The following is a 19,286-nucleotide window of genomic DNA, read 5'->3' as shown; positions in this document are numbered from 1 at the left end:
ACCCGGCCGCCCCGCGCACAGCGACGCGGGAGCGGCCGGGTCCGGGCGGCGTCAGCCCTTCGCGGCCAGCGCCTGGTTGTACGTGTCGACGTACTGGTCGACGTTGAGACCCTTGAGCTCGGTCATCCACGCGTCCCACTCCGACAGCGGGCGCGACCCGAGGATGAACGCGGCCGTGTTCTGCAGCACCGAGTCGTTGAGCGCGGACTGCCAGAGCGTGACCTGCTCCTGCTGCATCTCGTCGAGCGGCGCGGTCGGCGCGATCGGCAGCTCCTCCTTGTCCGCCATCGACTCGACGAACGCGCGGGTCGAGTCGGACTGCATCGAGCCGATGAGCTCGTCCGTCGTGCCGTTCGCGAACATGAACACGCCGTTGCTGAACCCGAAGTCGGCGTTGAGCTTCTTGGTGCCCGCCGGGTTGAGGCCGTTCCAGTCGACGTCCGCGGCGAGCGTGCGGGTGTCGCCGTCCTTCGTGTACGTCGTGCCCTCGACGCCCCACTGCGCGAACTCGATGCCCTGGTCGGAGTAGTACAGCCAGTCGATCCACTGCAGGAGCGCGAGGAAGTGCGGCGAGTCCTTCGCGGCCGACGACAGCATGAAGCCGGACGCGATGCGCGAGCCCGAGGCGACGTTGTCACCGGCCGGGCCGGCGGGCACGCGGATGAGCTTGACGTCGGCCGACGCGTTGCCCGCCTCGGTGAACGTCTTGCGGTACGTCGTGACCTCCTGCGTGTTGCCGGAGATCGCGAGCGACTGGCCCGAGCCGAACTTCTGGATCGCGGTGTCGTCGTCCTGGGTCAGCGACTCGGGGTCGAGCAGTCCGTCCTCGACGAGCCCCGCGAAGTACTCGACGAGGTCCTTGTACCCGTCGGTCGTCGGCGCGTAGACGAACTTCTCCTCGTCCTCGTCGAACCACAGGCCCTGGCCGAAGCCCCAGCCGGCGATCGTGTCGAAGTTCGGCGCGGCGATGTTGAGCGTCGCACCCAGGGGGCTGTTGTTCGTCGTCGACCAGCGGTCCGACATCGGCCACACGCCCGGGTTCGCGGCCTTGAGCTTCTCGAGCGCGTCACGGAAGTCGTCCCAGGTCTCGGGGTCCTCGGTGAGGCCCGCCGCGTCCCACAGGTCCTTGCGGACCGCGATCGAGTACTGCGGCTGCGGCGACTCGTACAGGCCGGGGAGCATGTAGTACTTGCCGTCGGCCTGCTCGAGCGAGTCGAGGTAGTCCTGCATCCCCCACTCCTCGATCTTCTGCTGGAAGTTCGGCATGTACTGCACGTAGTCCGACAGCGGCAGGATCGCTCCGCCCGCGACGAACTGCGTCTCCTGGCCCTTGTAGGTCACCGGGATGAACTCGGGTGCGTCGCCCGAGGAGATGATGAGCGACTTCTTCTGGTCCCAGTCGGACAGCGGCGCGCTCGTGATGTCGAAGTCGACGTTGTGCTTGTCCTTGAGCTCGGTGAGGAAGAGCCAGTCCTCCTTGAGCGGGTAGTTCGGGTGGTCGCGGTAGAGCAGGCCGAACGTGACCGGCTCGGTCGCGACGAACTCCGTGCCGGCCGCGAAGTCCTCCATCGCGCCGACGCGGTTCGCCTCCGGGATGCCGGCGTCGCCGCCGGTCTCCTCGGCCGTCGCACCGTCGCCGGACGAGCACGCCGCCGTCAGGGCGAGGGCGAGGACCGCGATCGACGCCGCGACGCCTGCGCGCTTTCGTGCTGACCTCATGATTCTCCTTTTCGTGGAACTCCGTCGTCCTGCACGGGAGGGGATGGGAAATGCGGTGCGCCAGCCAGAGGGCGTCACTGCTTGACCGCGCCGAGCATCACGCCCGACACGAAGTACCTCTGGATGAAGGGGTAGAGGCAGATGATCGGCAGCACGGTGAGGAGCATCGTCACGGACTGCACGTTCGCCGCGATCTGCGTGAGGTTGTCCGTCGAGCCGCCCTGGATCGACGTCCCCGACGTCACGCCCGCGAGCAGGTTCCGCAGGTACATCGTCACGGGGTAGAGCTTCGGGTCGTCGATGTAGAGGAAGGCGGCGAACCAGGCGTTCCAGAACGACACCGCGTAGAACAGCAGCATCGTCGCGACGACCGCCTTCGACAGCGGCAGCACGACGCGGAAGAAGATCCCGTACGTCGTCATGCCGTCGATCGCGGCCGCTTCCTCGAGCTCGCTCGGGAAGTTCTCGAAGAACGACTTCATCACCAGCAGGTTGAAGACGCTGATCGCGTTCGGGAGCACGATCGCCCAGATCGTGTTGCGCATCCCGAGCTCGCTGATGAGCACGTAGTTCGGGATGAGACCGCCGTTGAAGAACATGGTCGCGACGGCCACGCCGATGAAGAACTTGCGGCCCTTGAGGTTCCGCCGCGACAACGCGTACGCGTACGTCGTCGTGAGCGCCATCGCGATCGTCGTGGCGACCACCGTGTAGACGACGGTGTTCCGGTAGTTGCGCCAGAACATGTCGTCGCCCATGACGACGCCGAACGTCGTCACGTTGAACCCGCGCGGGAACAGGTTCACCTGGCCCGAGTTGATGTAGCCCTCGGACGAGAACGCCTGCGCGACGATGTTGACGAACGGGTACAGCACGAGCGCGCAGACGACGATCAGCAGCGCCGCGTTGAGGAACCGGAACGACCGGTAGCCGCGGCTGTCCTTGACGACCCGCGGCTTCGTGCTGACCACGGCGGCGGGCTTCTGGTCGGTGGTCACCACAGGGACGCCCCCACGGTCTTGCGCGAGATCGCGTTGGCGGACAGGACGAGCGTCACGCCGATGATCGCCTCGAACAGGCCGATCGCGGTGGCGTAGGAGACGCTGTTCGAGACGATGCCGACGCGGTACAGGTACGTCGAGATGACGTCGGCCGTCGAGTAGATGAGGGGGTTCTGCAGCAGCAGGATCTTCTCGAAGCCGACCGCCATGAACGTGCCGACGTTGAGGATGAGCAGCACGATCATCGTCGGGCGGATGCCCGGCAGCGTGATGTGCCACGTCTGCTGCCAGCGGTTGGCGCCGTCGATCCGGGCCGCCTCGTAGAGCTGGTCGTCGATCGTCGTGAGCGCCGCGAGGTAGAGGATCGTGCCCCACCCGACGGTCTGCCAGACCTCCGAGCTCAGGTAGATCGTCCGGAACCAGGACGCCTCCTGCATGAAGGTGATCGCGTCCCCGCCGAGCGCCGTGATGATCTGGTTGATCGTCCCGTTCACCGCGGTGAGCTGGAACACCACGCCCGCGACGATCACGATCGACATGAAGTGCGGCAGGTACGAGATCGTCTGCACCGACCGCTTGAAGTGCCGCGACCGCACCTCGTTGAGCATGAGCGCGAGCAGGATCGGCAGCGGGAAGACGATCACCAGCGTGAGCAGGCCCAGCACGACCGTGTTGGTGAACGCGTGCCAGAACTGCTGGTCGTTGATGAACATCCGGACGTAGTAGAGGCCGACCCACTCGTCGCCGAAGATGCTCGACCCGGGCCGGAACCGACGGAACGCGACGACGTTGCCGAGGATCGGCAGGTACCGGAAGACGAGCAGGAAGACGAGCGGCAGGACGAGGAACGTGTAGAGCCGCCAGTCCTTCCTGAGCGCCTGCCGCCAGGTGGTGCGGCTGGGGCGGACGACGGTGCCGCCGGGGGTGGTGAACGGCTGTACGCGGCGGGTCCGCCGGGGCTTGCGCTGCTGCGGGGTGCCCGCCGGTGGCGGGGCGTTGTCGGCCACGCCGACGGGCGGCGGCGCGCCCGGCGTCGTCGCGACGCCCGCGACGACGGGCTCCTGGACGCTGCTCATGCGGTCACCACCTCCGGTGCGTCGGCTCCGGTGAGCACGGCCACCTCGGTGACGAGGCGGCGGGTGTGGTCGACGGTCCGCAGCGGGCCGTCGAGGCGCGCGGTGAGGGTCGCGCGGTGCTCGGCGCTCGACCGCGAGACGCGCAGCTCGACGTCGCCCGGCTCGACGACGCGGCGGCCGTCGATGCCGGTGAACGCGGTGACGTCGGCCGGGACGCTGAACGTCACGCGGGCCTGCTCGCCGGGCGCGAGGTCGACGCGCGCGTACCCGACGAGCCGCACCACGGGCCGCGTCACCTGGGCGACGGGGTCGTGCAGGTAGAGCTGCACGACGTCGGCGCCGGCCGCGCCGCCCGTGTTCGTCACGTCGACCTCGACGACGGCCTCGCCGTCGACGGGCCAGGCATCACCGGTCGCCAGGCGGGCGTCCCAGTCGAAGGTCGTGTACGACAGGCCGTGACCGAACGCGAAGGCGTGCGTGGGGTCGATGTTCGACACCTTCGTGCGCCGGCCCAGCGGCTGCGACAGGTACGTGCCGGGCTGCCCGGACGCGTCCGCGGGGAGGCTCACGGGCAGACGGCCCGACGGGTTGGTCGCCCCCGTCAGCACCTCGCCGAGCGCCTGGCCGCCGCGCTGCCCCGGGAAGAACGCCTGCACGACGGCCGCGGAGCGGGTCGCGAGGTCGCCGAGCGCGTACGGGCGGCCCGTGAGCAGGACCAGGACGACGGGCGTGCCCGTGTCCAGGAGCGCGCGGACCAGGTCGGCCTGCACCCCAGGGAGGTGCAGGTCGGTCGCGTCGCACCCCTCCCCCGACGTGCCGCGGCCGAAGAGCCCGGCGCGGTCGCCGACGACCGCGACGACGACGTCGGCGGCCTCCGCCTGCGCGACCGCCTCGGCGAACCCGCTGCGGTCGGGGTCCGTCACGTCGCACCCGCGCGCGGTCGTGGTGGTGACGCCGGCGTCGCGCAGTCCGTCGAGCACCGTCGGGATGTCGAGGCCGATCGCGTGGTCCGGGTGGTGCACGCCGACGTGCGCGGGGAACGAGTAGCAGCCGAGCATCGCGTAGGGATCGTCGGCGAGCGGTCCGACGACGGCGACGCGCTGGCCGCCGCGCAGCGGGAGTGTCGCGCCCGGGTTGGTGAGGAGGACGATCGCCTCGCGTGCCAGGCGCAGCGCGACGTCCTGGCTCTCGGCGTCGTCGAGCGTCAGGGCGTCGACGTGGGCCGGGAGCGGCTCCCAGCCCTCGTCGAGCAGGCCGAGCTCGACCTTCTGCCGCAGCACGCGGTGCAGCGCACGGTCGACGAGCGCCTCGTCGACGTCACCACGGGCCAGGGCCTCGCGCAGCGGGCGGCCGTAGCAGTGCACGCTCGGCAGCTCGACGTCGACGCCCGCGCTCAGGGCCAGGGCGGCGGCGTGCCCGTCGTCGGCGGCGACCCCGTGCAGCGTGTGCAGGAACCGGACGCCGTAGTAGTCGGCGACGAGCGTCCCGTCGAAGCCCCACGTGTCCCGCAGCAGCGTCGTGAGCAGCCACGCGTCGGCCGCCGACGGGACGCCGTCGAGCTCGGCGTACGAGTGCATGACCGACCGGGCGCCGCCCTCGCGGACCGCCATCTCGAACGGCGGCAGGATCACGTCGGCGAGCTCGCGCGGGCCGATCGAGACGGGCGCGAGGTTGCGGCCCGCGCGGCTGGCCGAGTACCCGGCGAAGTGCTTGAGCGTCGCGACGACGCCTGCGGACTCGATCCCCCGCACGTACGCGGTGCCGACCGTGCCGACGAGGTACGGGTCCTCGCCGATGGTCTCCTCGGTGCGGCCCCAGCGGTAGTCGCGCGTGACGTCGAGGACGGGCGCGAGTCCCTGGTGCACGCCCGCGGCCCGCATGCTCGCGCCGATCCGCGCGGCCATCGCCTCGACGAGGGCGGGGTCGAACGTCGCACCCCACGACAGCGGCGCCGGGTACGCGGTCGCCTGCCAGGCGGCGAACCCCGTGAGGCACTCCTCGTGGACGAGGGCCGGGATGCCGAACCGGTTGGCGGCGACGACCTGCTCCTGCGAGGCGGCGAGGCTGCGCGCGCCGGCGACCGGGTCGACGGGCGCCGAGCCGAACGGGCGGGTGAGCTGCCCGAGGCCGTCGGCGATGACCTCGTCCCAGGAGAGGTCCCCGGTCATGTCGGCCTGGTGCGGGGCGACGCCCCCGCCCGACGCGTCGGCGCCGACCCAGAGCCCGACGAGCTGCGACACCTTCTCGTCGACCGTCATCGCCGCCACGAGGGCGGCGGCGCGCTCGTCGGGGGTGCGTGTCGCGTCCCGCCAGGGGGCCTGCGGTGCGTCCGTCATCGGGTCGGTTCCCTCCCGCGCCCACGTCGTCGTGAGCGTCCGCAACTATCGCCGTCGTTGGCGAAAGGTCAACGCCTCGGAAACTAGACACTCCCGACAACGCGTGTCAATCGTTTGCCAAAACTTGCCAGGACTCTCCCGCTTCACCCGTCCGGCTCCCCCGAGGCCGTCGGAATGTGCCGTTCGCGGTGCTACGTTCGGACGCGATACTTGCGGTTCGCGGGAAGGTTGCGAGGATGACCAGCACGGATGCCGCAGGGCCGGCCGAGGGCGTCGACGCCCCTGCCTCCCCCGCGGGAGGCACCGCCACCATCGCGCTCATCGCCGCCGAGGCCGGCGTGTCGGTCCCGACCGTGTCGAAGGTCCTCAACGGCCGCACCGACGTCGCCGCCGTCACGCGCGCCCGCGTCGAGGAGGTCATCGACCGGTACCAGTACCGGCGTCGCCGCGGCCGCACCTCGACCGGCCCCGGCCTCATCGACCTCGTCTTCCACGAGCTCGACTCCGCGTGGGCCACCCAGATCATCAAGGGCGTCGAGGAGGTCGCCGGGCCCGCACGCGTCGGCGTCGTGCTCTCCGAGCTCGGCGGCGCGCACCGCCCGCGGCAGGAGTGGCTCGACGACGTGCTCGCACGCCGCCCGCGCGGCGTCATCCTCGTGCTGTCCGACCTCGACCCCGCGCAGCGGCGCCAGCTCGAGACCCGGTCCATCCCGTTCGTCGTCGTCGACACCGCGGGCGAGCAGCCGCCCGGCGTCCCCGTCGTCGGCTCCGCCAACTGGGCCGGCGGCCTCGCCGCGACGCGTCACCTGCTCGGGCTCGGCCACCGCCGCGTCGCCGTCATCTCCGGACCCGTCGACGTGCTCTGCTCGCGCGCACGCATCGACGGCTACCGGTCCGCGCTCGACGAGGCCGGCATCGCGACCGACCCGGCGCTCATCCGCTACGGCGACTTCTTCGTCAACGGCGGCTACCGGCACGGGCTCGAGCTCCTGTCCCGTCCCGACCGCCCCACCGCGATCTTCGCCGGGTCCGACTTCCAGGCGCTCGGCGTCATGCGCGCCGCGCGCGAGCTCGGCCTGCGCGTCCCCGAGGACGTGTCGATCGTCGGGTTCGACGACCTGCCCGTCACCGAGTGGCTCGGCCCGGCGCTCACGACCGTCCACCAGCCGCTGCACGAGATGGCCGCGACCGCGACCCGCCTCGTGCTCGCCCTGGCCCGCGGCGAGACGCCCACCAACCAGCGCATCGACCTCGCCACCGAGCTCGTCGTGCGCGAGAGCACCGCCCCGCCGCCCGTCGCCGTCTGACGCCGCGCGGGTCCGCTCGTCCTTCCCGCGCGCACCGACGACCGCGGCGGTCGCGCGTCGGCCGCCGTCCCGCACCGACCACCACGCCCGACGAACCGTCGCGACGACGCGACCCGAACCGGAGGACCGCCGTGGCCCTGTTCGACCTCCCGCTCGCCGAGCTGCGCACCTACCGTCCCGACGTCACCGAGCCCGACGACCTCGACGCCTTCTGGTCGGCGACCCTCGCCGAGGCCCGCACGCACGACACGCCCGTCACCGCGACGCGCGTCGACACGGGGCTCACGCTCGTCGACACCTGGGACGTCATGTTCCCCGGCTTCGGCGGCCACCCCGTGCGCGCCTGGTACACGCGGCCCGCGGGCGTCGACGGCGACCTCCCGGCGGTCGTCGAGTACCTCGGGTACGGGCGCGGTCGCGGCGAGCCGATCGAGCGGCTGACCTGGGCCAACGCCGGGTACGCGCACCTGCTCATGGACTCGCGCGGCCAGGGCGGCCAGTACGGCAACGGGGGCTCCACACCCGACCCGGTCGGGTCCGACCCCGCGGCACCGGGGTTCGTCACGCGCGGCATCCGCTCACCGCACACCGCCTACTACCGGCGGCTCTACACCGACGCCGTGCGGGCGGTCGACGCCGTGCGCACGCTGCCCGGGGTCGACGCGTCGCGCGTCGCGGCGCTCGGCAACAGCCAGGGCGGCGGCATCGCGATCGCCGTCGCCGGGCTCGTCCCCGACCTGACCGCCGTCGCCGCGAGCGCCCCGTTCCTGTGCCACGTGCAGCGGGCGATCGGGCTGGTCGACACCGAGCCGTACGCCGAGATCGTGCGCTACCTGGCCGTGCACCGCGGCGCCGAGGAGTCGGTGCTGCGCACGCTGTCCTACCTCGACGGCGTGCACCTCGCCCGTCGCGCCCGGGCCGCCGCGCTGTTCGGCACCGGCCTGCGCGACACCGTGTGCCCGCCGTCCACCGCCTTCGCCGCGTTCAACGCGTGGGCCGACGGCGACCCGTCGGTGCCGCGGGACATCGCCGTCTACCCGTTCAACCACCACGAGAACGGCGACGCGGTCCACCACCGCCGCATCCTGACCTGGTTCGCGACCCACCTCTGACGGTCCGACGCCGTCCGGACCCGCGAGGACCGTCAGGACGACGACGGCCAGAACCGCGGTCGACCACCAGGACCGTCGAACCCCGGCGGGCCCCTGATGTCGTGCTCGCCCCGTGAAACGGCGACGGGACGGCTTCAGGCGCACCTCGAACGCGCCATCACGGCCGTGTGAGGTGCCTCAGACGCACGTGATGGCGCGTTCGAGGACAGGGGACTGTCGTCCGGCCCGGGCGCGGGCGGCGCGTGGTCCGGCGTCAGGACGACGCGAGGACCGTGTCCAGGGCGCGGAGGAACGCCGGGCGGGCGTCGCGGTGGACGCTGTGGCCCGTCCCCGGCAGGTTGACGATCGTCAGGCGCGCGGCGTCGGGGCCCGCGTCGGCGACGGCCGCGAGGGCGCGTGCGACGAGCGCCGGGCCGACGATCGTGCGGTCCGGGTCGCCCGTGACGAGCGTGACCGGGATGCCGGTCGCCGTGATCTCGCCGACGGACGCGGGCCAGTCGCGCTCGGCCCACCGGTGCGGCACCGCGGCCAGCTGGGGGTGCAGGCCCGAGCGGGCCGCCGCCCAGGGAGCGCGCTCGTCCTCGGGCCAGGCCGGGTCGTCGCGGCGCGACTGCGCGACGAGCTCCTCGACGGGCGTGTGCCGCGCGGCGACCGCGTCGGCGAGCCACTCGGGCGGGACGTCGCCGGCGGTCCACGCGGGGTCGACGAGCACGACGGCTGCGACGAGGTCCGGTGCCGTGAGCGCGACCTCCTGCGCGATCAGCCCGCCCATCGAGTGCCCCACGACGACGGCCCGCTCGGTGCCGAGCTCGGACCGCAGCGTCGCGACGACGTCCGCGCCCAGGGCGCTGATCGCGACGACGTCGGGCAGCGGCCGGCCGCCGTGCCCGAGCGCGGTCGGCGTCAGGACGCGCCGGTCGCCGACGTGGGCGACGACGCCCGGCCAGCAGTCGCCGGAGTCCGAGAGCCCGTGCAGCAGGACGAGCGGCGCGCTCACCGGCCGGTGCCGTCGACGGCGTGGGGCTCGATCGCGGCGATCTCGTCGTCGGTCAGCGGGGGTGCGGACAGCGCGGCGACGTTGTCCTCGAGCTGCGCGACGGACGACGCGCCGAGGAGCGCGGACGTGATGCGCGGGTCCCGCAGCACCCAGGTGAGCGCGAGCTGCGCGAGCGACTGCCCGCGGCCGGCGGCGATGTCGTTCAGCGCCCGCGCGCGCGTCAGGTACGTCTCGGACAGCGCCGACGGCTTCAGGAAGTGGCCGACGGCGGCGCGCGAGTCGGACGGCACGTCGCCGGACAGGTAGCGACCGGTCAGCAGGCCCTGCGCGAGCGGCGAGAAGACGATCGTGCCGATGCCGAGGTCGCCGACGACGTCGAGCAGCGACTCCGACTCCCCCTCGGCGACGTTCTCGACGTGCCGGTTGAACATCGAGTACGACGGCTGGTGGATGAGCAGCGGCGTACCCAGGTCGGCGAGCACGCGCTGCGCGGTGCGCGTCTGCGACGGCGAGTAGTTGGAGATGCCCGCGTACAGCGCCTTGCCGCTGGTCACCGCGGTGTGCAGCGCACCCATCGTCTCCTCGATCGGGACGCTCGGGTCAGGGCGGTGCGAGTAGAAGACGTCGACGTAGTCGAGCCCGAGCCGCGCGAGCGACTGGTCGAGCGACGCGAGCAGGTACTTGCGCGAGCCGCCGTCGCCGTACGGGCCCGGCCACATGTCGTAGCCGGCCTTGGAGGAGATGACGAGCTCGTCGCGGTACGGCTTGAGGTCGCGCTGCAGGACCCGGCCGAAGTTCGCCTCGGCCGAGCCGTAGGGCGGGCCGTAGTTGTTCGCGAGGTCGACGTGCGTGATGCCGAGGTCGAACGCGCGGCGCAGGACGGCCCGCTGCGTCTCGAGCGGCGTCGTGTCGCCGAAGTTGTGCCACAGGCCGAGCGACAGCGCGGGCAGGTCGAGGCCGCTGTGCCCGGTGCGACGGTAGGTCATGGCGTCGTAGCGCTCGTCCGCGGCGCGGTAGACGGGCTCGGTGGGCATCGCGGGGCGTCCTCTCGGCGGTGGGAGCGTGCGTCGCCACGCTAGCCGCCCGCACGCCGGTCGGCCGAATCGATCCGACCGGGCCCCCGCCTAGGATCGGCGCGTGCTGCACGTCGTGTTCTTCGAGCCCCGCATCCCCGGGAACACCGGCAACGCGATCCGCATGGCCGCGGGCACGGGCGCGACGTTGCACCTCGTCGAGCCGCTCGGGTTCGACCTGTCCGAGGCGCGGCTCAAGCGGGCGGGTCTCGACTACCACGACCTCGCGCACGTCGTCGTGCACGCCTCCTTCTCCGCCCTGCTCGACGCCCTGCCGGACGCCCGGGTGCTCGCCTTCACGACGCAGGCGACCACGTCCTTCGCCGACGTGACCTACCGCCACGGCGACGCGCTGCTGTTCGGCCCGGAGCCGACCGGGCTGCCCGCCGACGTGCTCGCGCACGACCGCGTCGACGCCCAGCTCCGCATCCCGATGCTGCCCGGCCGTCGCTCGATGAACCTGTCGAACGCGGCTGCCGTCGCCACCTACGAGGCGTGGCGCCAGCTCGGCTTCCCGGGCGGCGCCTGACGCGAGGGCAGGCGGGGCCCGGAGGCCCGCCGACGTCCGTGCGCCGGCGACGTCCGGGCGTCGTCGCCGGACGCGCGGCGTCGGCCGGTGCGCGTCGGGCCGCTCCCGGGCGGCGCACCGACGTCAGAGGTCGACGACCTCGACGAGCTCGTCACCCCCGAGCAGCGACCGGACCTCCGGCAGCCCTGACGCGCGCAGCCGCCAGCGGTCCTTCGCCTCGCCGAGCCGGCGCTGCGCGAGCCGCAGCAGCTCGTCGGGCGTCCCGCCGCCGGGCTCCGACCAGACGACGACCGCGTGCAGGGACGGCCAGTCCGCCGCCTCGATGCCTGACGCCGGCACGGCCAGCCGTTCGACGAGCTGCTGCCGCAGCCCCTCGGCGACCTGCGCGGCGTGCTGCTCGTCGCGCGCGTGGAGCGTCGCCGCGAGCGCGAGCTCGTCGCCGCCCACGCGGGCCGCGTCGGACCGGACGGGTGCGATCCCGCGCAGCCGGGCGCTGAGGGCGGCGAGGACGACGTCCGCGAAGGCGAACCCGCGGGTCGCGTTGAGGTGCCGGAAGCCCCGCACGTCGAGCAGCACGAGGACGACACGGCCCGCGGTGCCGTGCAGGTCGGCGCACCGTTCCGCGAGCCGGTGCTGGAGCATCGCGCGGTGCTCGAGCCCGGTCAGCGAGTCGTGCAGCGACCGGACCGCGAGCAGCGTCGACAGGGCGTGCACGAGGTCGGACGTGCTCGCGACCGCCCACACGTCGCCCGCGACGATCACGTCGTCGTACCGGCGCTCGTCGTGCCGCTCCATCGCGCGGACCGCGACCTCGGAGACGGGCGCGGACGGCGGCGCGACGAGCGGTGCCCAGTCGGCGATCTCGCCGGTCTCGCGGCGTGCGTGCACGGCGCGCCCGAAGCCGAGGCGGCCGGTCATCGCGGCGGTGAACCGGGTGCGCGTGACGAGCCCGATGCGGGCGGGGTCGGCGGGGTCGCGGACCGCGACGGTCGTGACGTGCGGCGAGCGGAAGAGGACCTCGAGGCGCGCGATCGGCATGTCGGCGTCGACCACGTCGACGGCACGCGCGAGCTCCTTCACGGTCGCGGCGGCGGTGGTCCGGTAGTCACCGAGGGCGTGCTGGAGCCGGTCGGCGAGAAGCGTCAGGTCGTCGTCCACCCGGGCATCATTCTCGCAGGTCAGCGGGCAGAACGGACAGGTCGTCCGAAGTTCACGGACCGTTCGCCGCGGGCTCGGTGAGGGTTCATCCCGCCGGTCGGTGCGCTGCGCCGATCGGGGCGACGCGAGGCGCAGCGGCGTCGTCCCGGTGCGGCGGCGACGTCGCGCGTGGGAGACGATCGGTCGATGTTCACCACGCGCCCCGAGCTCACCGGGACCTTCGGCATGGTCGCGTCGACGCACTGGCTCGCGAGCGGCGTCGGGATGCGCGTGCTCGAGGCGGGCGGGAACGCGTTCGACGCGGCCGTCGCCGCCGGGTTCGTCGTGAGCGTCGTCGAGCCGCACCTGTGCGGGCCGGGCGGCGACGCGCCGATCATCGGGCACCGCGCGTCCGACGGGCACACGTTCGTCGTCTGCGGCCAGGGCACCGCACCCGCGGGCGCGACGATCGACGCCTACCGCGACCTCGGCCTCGACCTCGTACCCGGCACGGGCCACCTCGCGGCCGTCGTCCCCGGCGCGTTCGGCGCCTGGCTCGACCTGCTCGCGCGCTACGGGACCATGACGCTCGAGGACGTGCTCGCCCCCGCGGCCGGGTACGCGCGCGACGGCTTCCCGCTGCTGCCGACGGCCGCCCGAACCGTCGAGACGGTGCGGGACCTGTTCGCCGAGCACTGGCCGACGTCCGCCGCGGTCTACCTGCCGGGCGGCGCGCTGCCGGGGGCTGGCGCGCGGTTCCGCAACCCGTCGCTCGCCGACACCTTCGACCGCATCGTCGCCGAGGCGCGCTCCGCGGGGCCCGACCGCGAGGCGCAGATCGAGGCGGGGCGACGCGCGTTCTACGAGGGGTTCGTCGCCGAGGCCGTCGACGCGTTCGTCACCGGGACGCCCGTGCGGGACTCGTCGGGCCGCGCGCACACGGGATTCCTCACCGCGTCCGACCTGGCGGCCTGGCGACCGACCGAGGAGCCGACGACGACCCTGCGGTTCGCCGGCCGGACGGTGCACAAGACAGCCGCGTGGGGGCAGGGGCCGGTCCTGCTCCAGCAGCTCGCGATGCTCGACGCGCTCGACGTGGGGCCGCTCGTCCGCGCCGCGTCCGGCGAGGCGGCGCCGTCGGGGGCCGTGACGGAGCTCGTGCACACCGTCGTCGAGGTCGCGAAGCTCGCGTTCGCCGACCGCGAGGCCTGGTACGGCGACGCGCCCGACGTCCCGCTCGGCACGCTCCTGTCGACGGCGTACGCGGCGGACCGCGCGCGGCTCGTCGGCCCCGACGCTGCGGACGGGTTGCGTCCCGGGCGGCCCGACGGCCGCGACCCGGTGCTGTCACACGTCCTGCAGCGGATCGAGCGGCCCGCCGCCGTCGCGGGCGTCGGCGAGCCGACGGTCTCGACGAGCGGCGTCACCACAGGCGACACCTGCCACGTCGACGTCGTCGACCGGTGGGGCAACCGCGTGTCCGCGACGCCGTCGGGCGGCTGGCTGCAGTCGAGCCCGATCGTGCCCGGCCTGGGCTTCCCGCTGCCGACGCGCGCGCAGATGTTCTGGCTCACGCCGGGCCTGCCGGGCTCGCTCGCGCCGGGGCGTCGCCCGCGCACGACCCTCAGCCCGGGACTCGTCCTCGACGACGACGGCACCGGCTTCGCGTTCGGCACCCCGGGCGGGGACCAGCAGGACCAGTGGACCGTGCCGTTCCTGCTGCGGCACCTGCTCGGCGGGCTCGACCTGCAGGCCGCGATCGACGCCCCGTCCTGGCACTCGTCGCACGTCCCCGAGTCGTTCTACCCGCGCACGCACGTCGCCCGCGGGCTCGTCGCCGAGTCGCGGCTCGGTGCCGAGGTCCTCGCCGCGCTCGCCGACCGCGGGCACGCCGTGCAGGACGCCGGGCCGTGGTCGCTCGGCCGGATCAGCGCCGCGGGCGTGCGCGCGGACGGTTTCCTCGTCGCGGCCGCCAACCCGCGCGGCATGCAGGGGTACGCGGTCGGGCGCTGACGCGCGTCCTCGGGTGCGGAGGAGGTCCGACGTCTGGCGCGGTCGAGCCGCCTCGCTGTGCGCCGGCTGTGGGCACGTTGCGCAAGTCGTCCGATGTCTACCCGGCGGTACGGCTGGTTGATGAGGGTTGCATGAGGATCTTCATGCGTACGGAGGCAAGAGGTCGGACCACTGCTAGCGTCCGAGCCATGCACGATGTCGTGGATGCTCATCTCCAGGTGTGGAACCCCGACGCCGTCCACTACCCCTGGATGACCGGGGATGTCGCCGCCGTCGAGCGCCCCTTCCGGGTCCCGGACGTCGAGTGCGACCTGGCCGACGAAGGCGTCGGGAAGGTCGTGCTCGTGCAGGCCGCGGACAACCGGGCGGACTCCGAGCTCATGCTCTTCCAGGCTCTCTCGTGCCCCCGCGTCGCCGGGGTCGTCGCGTGGGTGCCGCTCACCCAGCCCGAGGACGCCGCCGCACAGCTCGACGCGTGGCGCATGGAGCCCGTCGTCGGCGTCGGGCACCGTGTCCACGAGGAGCCCGACCCCGCGTGGCTGCTCCAGCCGGCCGTCGACGAGTCCCTCGGCCTGCTCGCCGAGCGCCGCCTCACGCTCGACCTGCCCGCGTACACGCCGACCCTGCTCGGCCACGTCGCGACGCTCGCCGAGAACCACCCCAAGCTCACGTTCGTCGTCCAGCACCTCGGCGCACCGCCGCTCGCCGCGCTGCGCCACGGCGAGCGCGACGCATGGACCCACTGGTCCGCGATGCTCGGCGCCGTCGCCCAGCTCCCCAACGTCGTCGCCAAGCTCTCCGGCCTCGGCGCCGCCGCCGGACCCGGCTGGACGCCCGAGCACCTGCAGCCCGCCGTCGACCGCGCGCTCGACCTGTTCGGACCCGACCGGCTCATGCTCGGCTCCGACTGGCCGTACGCCCTCGCCGACGGCGACTCCTACGGGCGCGTCTGGCACGGGCTGCGCAGCACCATCGACCAGCTGCCCGACGACGCACGCGACCTGGTCCTCGGCGGGACGGCCAACCGCGTCTACGGCCTCCCGCTGGACGACCTCTGACCGACCGGGCCCGCGACGGCGCGCCACACGGAATACTGCAGACGTGTCCCGATCCGAGGATGTCGTCGACGGCATCAAGCAGATGATCCTGGACGGCCTGCTCGGGCCGGGTGACCGCCTGCCCGCGGAGAAGGAGCTCGCCGGCACGCTCGGCGTCTCCCGCGGCTCCCTGCGGGAGGGCGTCCGCGCGCTCGGCACCCTCGGGATCCTCGACTCCCGGCACGGCGACGGCACCTACGTCACGACGCTCGACCCGGCCCGCCTGCTCGCGCCCGTCTCGTTCGTCGCCGACCTCCAGCACGACGCCGAGTTCCACGCCGTCCGCCGCCTCCTCGAGACCGAGGCCGCCGGTCTTGCCGCCCTGCACATCGACGACGAGGACGTGCAGCTCGCGCGCGCCGCGCTCGACGAGTCCGCGCGCGCCCTGTCCGCCGACCCCCTCGACCACGACCGGCTCGCCGCCGCCGACGTCGCCTTCCACGCCGTGATCGCCAGCGCGTCCGGCAACTCCGTGCTCGCCGCGCTCATCGACGGCATCGCCGGCCGCACCTCCCGGCGTCGCCGTTCCCCGCACGACGACGGGCTCGAGGACCGCACCTTCGTCGAGCACGAGGCGATCCTCGCGGCGATCGTCGCGCGCGACCCCGACCGCGCACGGCTGCGCATGGCCACGCACCTGCTGAGCCTCGAGGACGCGCTCACGGGGTCCGACGTCGCGACCGCAGACTCCGTGGCCGAGCCCGTCAACGCCCGCTGACGCGTCGACGGGCGCGTCGTTCGCCGATCACCGGGCGGCGAACACGTCGATCGTCGACGGTCACCGCCGCGAGCGAGCGCCTCGTCGCAGCCCGACGGTCAGCGGGCGGGCGTCGAGTCGCGCAGGACGACCTGGGTCGGGACGTGCGTGAGGCGCGGCTCGTCCGACGGCTCGGCGAGCGCGAGCTCGGTCGCGGCGATGCCGATGTCGACGAGCGGGATGCGGACCGTCGTCAGCGGCGGGACCACGTCACGCAGGGTCGAGATGTCGTCAAAACCGGCCAGCGCCACGTCGCGCGGGACCTCGACGCCCGCGTCCCGCGCCGCCGCGAGCGCGCCGAGCGCCATGACGTCGTTGACCGCGAACACGACCTCGGGCAGGTCACCCGCGCGGAGCAGCGCGCGCATCGCGTCCTCGCCACCCTCGTGCGTGAAGGCGCTCGCGATGACCGACTCTGCCGGGACCTCGACGCCGAGCTCCGCGAGCGCGGCGACGAACGCCTCGCGCCGCTCGCGGGCGGTGAGGTGCCCGTCGGGTCCGCCGAGCACCGCGAACGACCGGTAGCCGCGCTCGTGCAGCGCGCGGGCCAGGTCCGCCGCACCCTGCGCGTTCGCGACGACGACCGCGTCGACGCCGAGCACCGGCTGGCCGATGACCGCCGCCGAACCGCCGACCGCGCGGTAGTCGGCCAGCGCGTCGCGCAGCTCGCCCGTCGTCTCGGGGTCGTCGAGGCGACCGCCCGCGATGACGATCGCGCGCGCCCGCTGGCGCTTGAGCAGGTCGACCAGTCCGGCCTCGCGGCTAGGGTCGTGCTGGGTGCTCGCCAGCGTGACCTGCAGGCCGGCACGGTCCGCGGCACGCGTGACGCCCGCCGCGATCGAGGAGAAGTAGGGGTCGGCGATGTCGTGGACGACGAGGCCGAGCGACGTCGTGCGGCCGCGCGCCATCGCCTGCGCGTTGGCGTCGGGGGTGTAGCGCAGCTTGGCCGCCGCGGCGAGCACGCGGTCGCGGAGGTCGGCGCGGACCGTGCGGTTCGCGCTGCCGTTGATGGCGCGCGACGCGGTCGCCAACGACACGCCCGCCTCGCGCGCGACGTCGCTGAGAGTCACCGATCCCGCCATGGTCGCAAGGGTAGGGGCTCGCCGTGTCACAGCGGTGGCACAGTCCGGCACGGGATGGGCCGACGCTGATCAGCGGGCTGCTCGGCGTGGTGGGAAAGCGGTATCCTGAGCGTCTTCCTCCTCGAAGGGGCTCTCGACGATGACAGCCACCACCGCCCTGGCCGACGCCGTGCTCGTGCTGCGGCCCGACGACCATGTCGGCGTCGCCACGCGCGACCTGCAGGACGGCACCGTGCTCACGCTCGCGGCCGCGGGCCGACCCGCGACCGTCGACGCCACGCCCGCGCCGAAGGCGACGTCCGCGAACCCTCTCGGTGCTGCCGCGCTCCCCCGTGTCGACGCGAGCGTCGACGACACCGACGCAACACCCGCTTCCGCGAACGGTGGGGTCCTGGTCGTCCGGCAGAGCGTCCCGCGCGGGCACAAGCTCGCACTGCGTCCCGTCGCCGCCGGCGAGCAGGTGCGGAAGTACGGGCAGTCGATCGGACGCGCGACGCGTGACATCGCCGTCGGCGACCACGTGCACACGCACAACCTCGGCATGGACGACGAGGACCGCGAGTACGAGTTCGGCACCGCGCGCGTGCTCCTGGCGGCACCCGAGGGGCAGCCGCGCACGTTCGACGGCTACCGCCGCGCTGACGGGCGCTGGGGCACCCGCAACTACGTCGGCATCGTCACCTCCGTGAACTGCTCCGCGTCCACCGCGCGACTCATCGCGGACCAGTTCCGCGGCCGCGCGCTCGACGCGTTCCCGCACGTCGACGGGGTCGTCGCCCTCACCCACGACACCGGCTGCGGGCTCGTCCCGACCTCCGAGGGTGCGCAGATCACCCGACGCACCCTGCGCGGGTACGCCGACCACCCCAACATCGCCGCCCTGCTCGTCCTCGGCCTCGGCTGCGAGATGCTGCCCGCGCAGTCACTGCTCGACGGCCTCGACCTGCCCGCCGACAAGCCGGTGCGCACCCTCGTCATCCAGGAGAACGGCGGCATCCGCGCAACCGTCCGCGCCGGCGTCGCCGCGATCGAGGAGATGCTCCCGGCGATCGACGCACTGCGCCGCTCCCCCGCCCCCGTGTCCGAGCTCGTGCTCGGCCTCAACTGCGGCGGCTCCGACGGGTACTCCGGCATCACCGCCAACCCCGCGCTCGGGTACGCGTCCGACCTGCTCGTCGCGCGCGGCGGCACGTCGATCCTCGCCGAGACGCCCGAGGTGTTCGGCGCCGAGCACCTGCTGCTGCGACGCGCCGTGTCCCGCGACGTCGGTCAGAAGCTGCTCGACCGCATCGACTGGTGGAAGCAGTACACCGCAGCCGGCGGCGGCACCCTCGACAACAACCCGTCGCCCGGCAACAAGGCCGGCGGGCTCACGACGATCCTCGAGAAGTCGCTCGGCGCCGTCGCCAAGGGCGGCACCGCGGAGCTCGCGGCCGTGTACGAGTACGCCGAGCCCGTCCGTGCACGCGGGTTCACCTTCATGGACACGCCCGGCTACGACCCGGTGTCCGTGACCGGCATCGTCGCCGGCGGCGCGACCGTCGTCGTCTTCACCACGGGGCGCGGGTCCGTCCTCGGCTGCAAGCCGACACCGTCCATCAAGGTCGCGACCAACACCGCGACCTACCTGCGGATGCGCGAGGACATGGACCTCAACGCCGGGCGGATCGTCGACGGCACGGCGACCGTCGCGTCCGTCGGCGAGGAGCTGTTCGACCTCATCATCGAGGTCGCGTCCGGCCGCCAGACGGTCTCGGAGGAGCTCGACCTCGGCGCCGACGAGTTCGTCCCGTGGCAGCTCGGCGCCGTCACCTGACCGTCCGTGCCATCACCCGACCGTCGGTGCCTCCACCTGACCATCGGCGCCGTCACCTGACCGTCCGTGCCATCACCCGACCGTCGGTGCCTCCACCTGACCATCGGCGCAGTCACCTGACCGTCCGTGCCATCACCCGACCGCCGGCGCCCTCACCTGACCATCGGCGCAGTCACCTGACCGACCGTGCCATCACCCGACCGCCGGCGCAGTCACCTGACCGCCCGCTGCGTC

The 19,286-nt window shown here is 73.3% G+C and carries 15 protein-coding genes; 7 read left to right on the top strand and 8 right to left on the bottom strand.

The window, feature by feature from the left end; genetic code table 11:
- Nucleotides 1–51 precede the first annotated feature (51 nt).
- The 4 genes from KOV94_RS01295 to KOV94_RS01280 form a co-directional block, all read right to left on the bottom strand.
- On the bottom strand, nt 52–1,719 hold the full coding sequence (locus KOV94_RS01295) for an ABC transporter substrate-binding protein (RefSeq protein WP_124341403.1): 1,668 nt from the start codon (nt 1,717–1,719) through the stop codon (nt 52–54).
- 74 nt (nt 1,720–1,793) lie between these two features.
- Entirely contained in the window at nt 1,794–2,720 is a 927-nt protein-coding gene (locus KOV94_RS01290; protein WP_124341404.1) for a carbohydrate ABC transporter permease, read from the bottom strand.
- Nucleotides 2,714–3,796, bottom strand: a complete 1,083-nt coding sequence (locus KOV94_RS01285) for an ABC transporter permease (RefSeq protein ID WP_200829619.1) — start codon at nt 3,794–3,796, stop codon at nt 2,714–2,716. Before KOV94_RS01285 ends, KOV94_RS01290 begins: the two co-directional genes overlap by 7 nt.
- A complete protein-coding gene (locus KOV94_RS01280) occupies nt 3,793–6,132 on the bottom strand; it encodes a beta-xylosidase/alpha-l-arabinosidase (protein WP_218051009.1) in 2,340 nt (779 codons plus the stop codon). The genes KOV94_RS01285 and KOV94_RS01280 overlap by 4 nt, the downstream gene beginning before the upstream one ends.
- A gap of 236 nt (nt 6,133–6,368) precedes the next feature.
- Between KOV94_RS01280 and KOV94_RS01275 the strand changes: the two genes are divergently transcribed.
- Nucleotides 6,369–7,439, top strand: a complete 1,071-nt coding sequence (locus tag KOV94_RS01275) for a LacI family DNA-binding transcriptional regulator (RefSeq protein ID WP_124341406.1) — start codon at nt 6,369–6,371, stop codon at nt 7,437–7,439.
- Between the two features lie 131 nt (nt 7,440–7,570).
- The gene (locus KOV94_RS01270; protein WP_218051008.1) at nt 7,571–8,551 is read left to right on the top strand and encodes an acetylxylan esterase; all 981 of its coding nucleotides are present in this window, start codon (nt 7,571–7,573) and stop codon (nt 8,549–8,551) included.
- 253 nt (nt 8,552–8,804) lie between these two features.
- On the opposite strand, the gene KOV94_RS01265 is transcribed toward KOV94_RS01270, so the two are convergent.
- Together KOV94_RS01265 and mgrA are read right to left on the bottom strand one after the other, a co-directional pair.
- Nucleotides 8,805–9,548 (bottom strand): alpha/beta fold hydrolase, encoded by a 744-nt coding sequence (locus tag KOV94_RS01265; protein ID WP_218051007.1) that lies wholly within the window; start codon nt 9,546–9,548, stop codon nt 8,805–8,807.
- The gene (mgrA, locus tag KOV94_RS01260) at nt 9,545–10,582 is read right to left on the bottom strand and encodes an L-glyceraldehyde 3-phosphate reductase (RefSeq protein ID WP_218051006.1); all 1,038 of its coding nucleotides are present in this window, start codon (nt 10,580–10,582) and stop codon (nt 9,545–9,547) included. The genes KOV94_RS01265 and mgrA overlap by 4 nt, the downstream gene beginning before the upstream one ends.
- Before the next feature lie 103 nt (nt 10,583–10,685).
- On the opposite strand from mgrA, the gene KOV94_RS01255 reads away from it, so the two are divergent.
- Nucleotides 10,686–11,150, top strand: a complete 465-nt coding sequence (locus tag KOV94_RS01255) for a tRNA (cytidine(34)-2'-O)-methyltransferase (RefSeq protein WP_218051005.1) — start codon at nt 10,686–10,688, stop codon at nt 11,148–11,150.
- Nucleotides 11,151–11,273: 123 nt separating this feature from the next.
- Here KOV94_RS01255 and KOV94_RS21090 read toward each other — a convergent pair whose 3' ends face one another.
- Nucleotides 11,274–12,308 carry a diguanylate cyclase domain-containing protein gene (locus tag KOV94_RS21090; RefSeq protein WP_124341411.1) on the bottom strand — a complete coding sequence of 345 codons (1,035 nt, stop codon included), beginning with the start codon at nt 12,306–12,308 and terminating at the stop codon, nt 11,274–11,276.
- A 186-nt stretch (nt 12,309–12,494) separates the two neighbouring features.
- Between KOV94_RS21090 and KOV94_RS01245 the strand changes: the two genes are divergently transcribed.
- From KOV94_RS01245 to KOV94_RS01235, 3 genes are all read left to right on the top strand, one after another.
- A complete protein-coding gene (locus tag KOV94_RS01245) occupies nt 12,495–14,300 on the top strand; it encodes a gamma-glutamyltransferase family protein (protein ID WP_218051004.1) in 1,806 nt (601 codons plus the stop codon).
- Between the two features lie 188 nt (nt 14,301–14,488).
- Entirely contained in the window at nt 14,489–15,358 is an 870-nt protein-coding gene (locus KOV94_RS01240; protein ID WP_124341413.1) for an amidohydrolase family protein, read from the top strand.
- 43 nt (nt 15,359–15,401) lie between these two features.
- Nucleotides 15,402–16,115, top strand: coding sequence for a FadR/GntR family transcriptional regulator (locus KOV94_RS01235; RefSeq protein WP_124341414.1), 714 nt, complete (start codon nt 15,402–15,404; stop codon nt 16,113–16,115).
- 98 nt (nt 16,116–16,213) lie between these two features.
- Here the strand turns inward: KOV94_RS01235 and KOV94_RS01230 are convergent, their stop codons facing one another.
- On the bottom strand, nt 16,214–17,236 hold the full coding sequence (locus tag KOV94_RS01230; protein ID WP_124341415.1) for a LacI family DNA-binding transcriptional regulator: 1,023 nt from the start codon (nt 17,234–17,236) through the stop codon (nt 16,214–16,216).
- A 139-nt stretch (nt 17,237–17,375) separates the two neighbouring features.
- Between KOV94_RS01230 and KOV94_RS01225 the strand changes: the two genes are divergently transcribed.
- Complete coding sequence (locus KOV94_RS01225; RefSeq protein ID WP_218051003.1) at nt 17,376–19,052, top strand: UxaA family hydrolase; 1,677 nt, start codon at nt 17,376–17,378, stop codon at nt 19,050–19,052.
- The last annotated feature ends 234 nt before the right edge of the window (nt 19,053–19,286 follow it).

It is taken from the genome of Cellulomonas algicola, from assembly GCF_019024305.1.
In the GTDB taxonomy this organism is placed as follows: domain Bacteria; phylum Actinomycetota; class Actinomycetes; order Actinomycetales; family Cellulomonadaceae; genus Cellulomonas; species Cellulomonas algicola.
The sequence above is the reverse complement of the archived record's forward strand: the minus strand, read 5'-3'. Positions and strand labels throughout refer to the sequence as shown.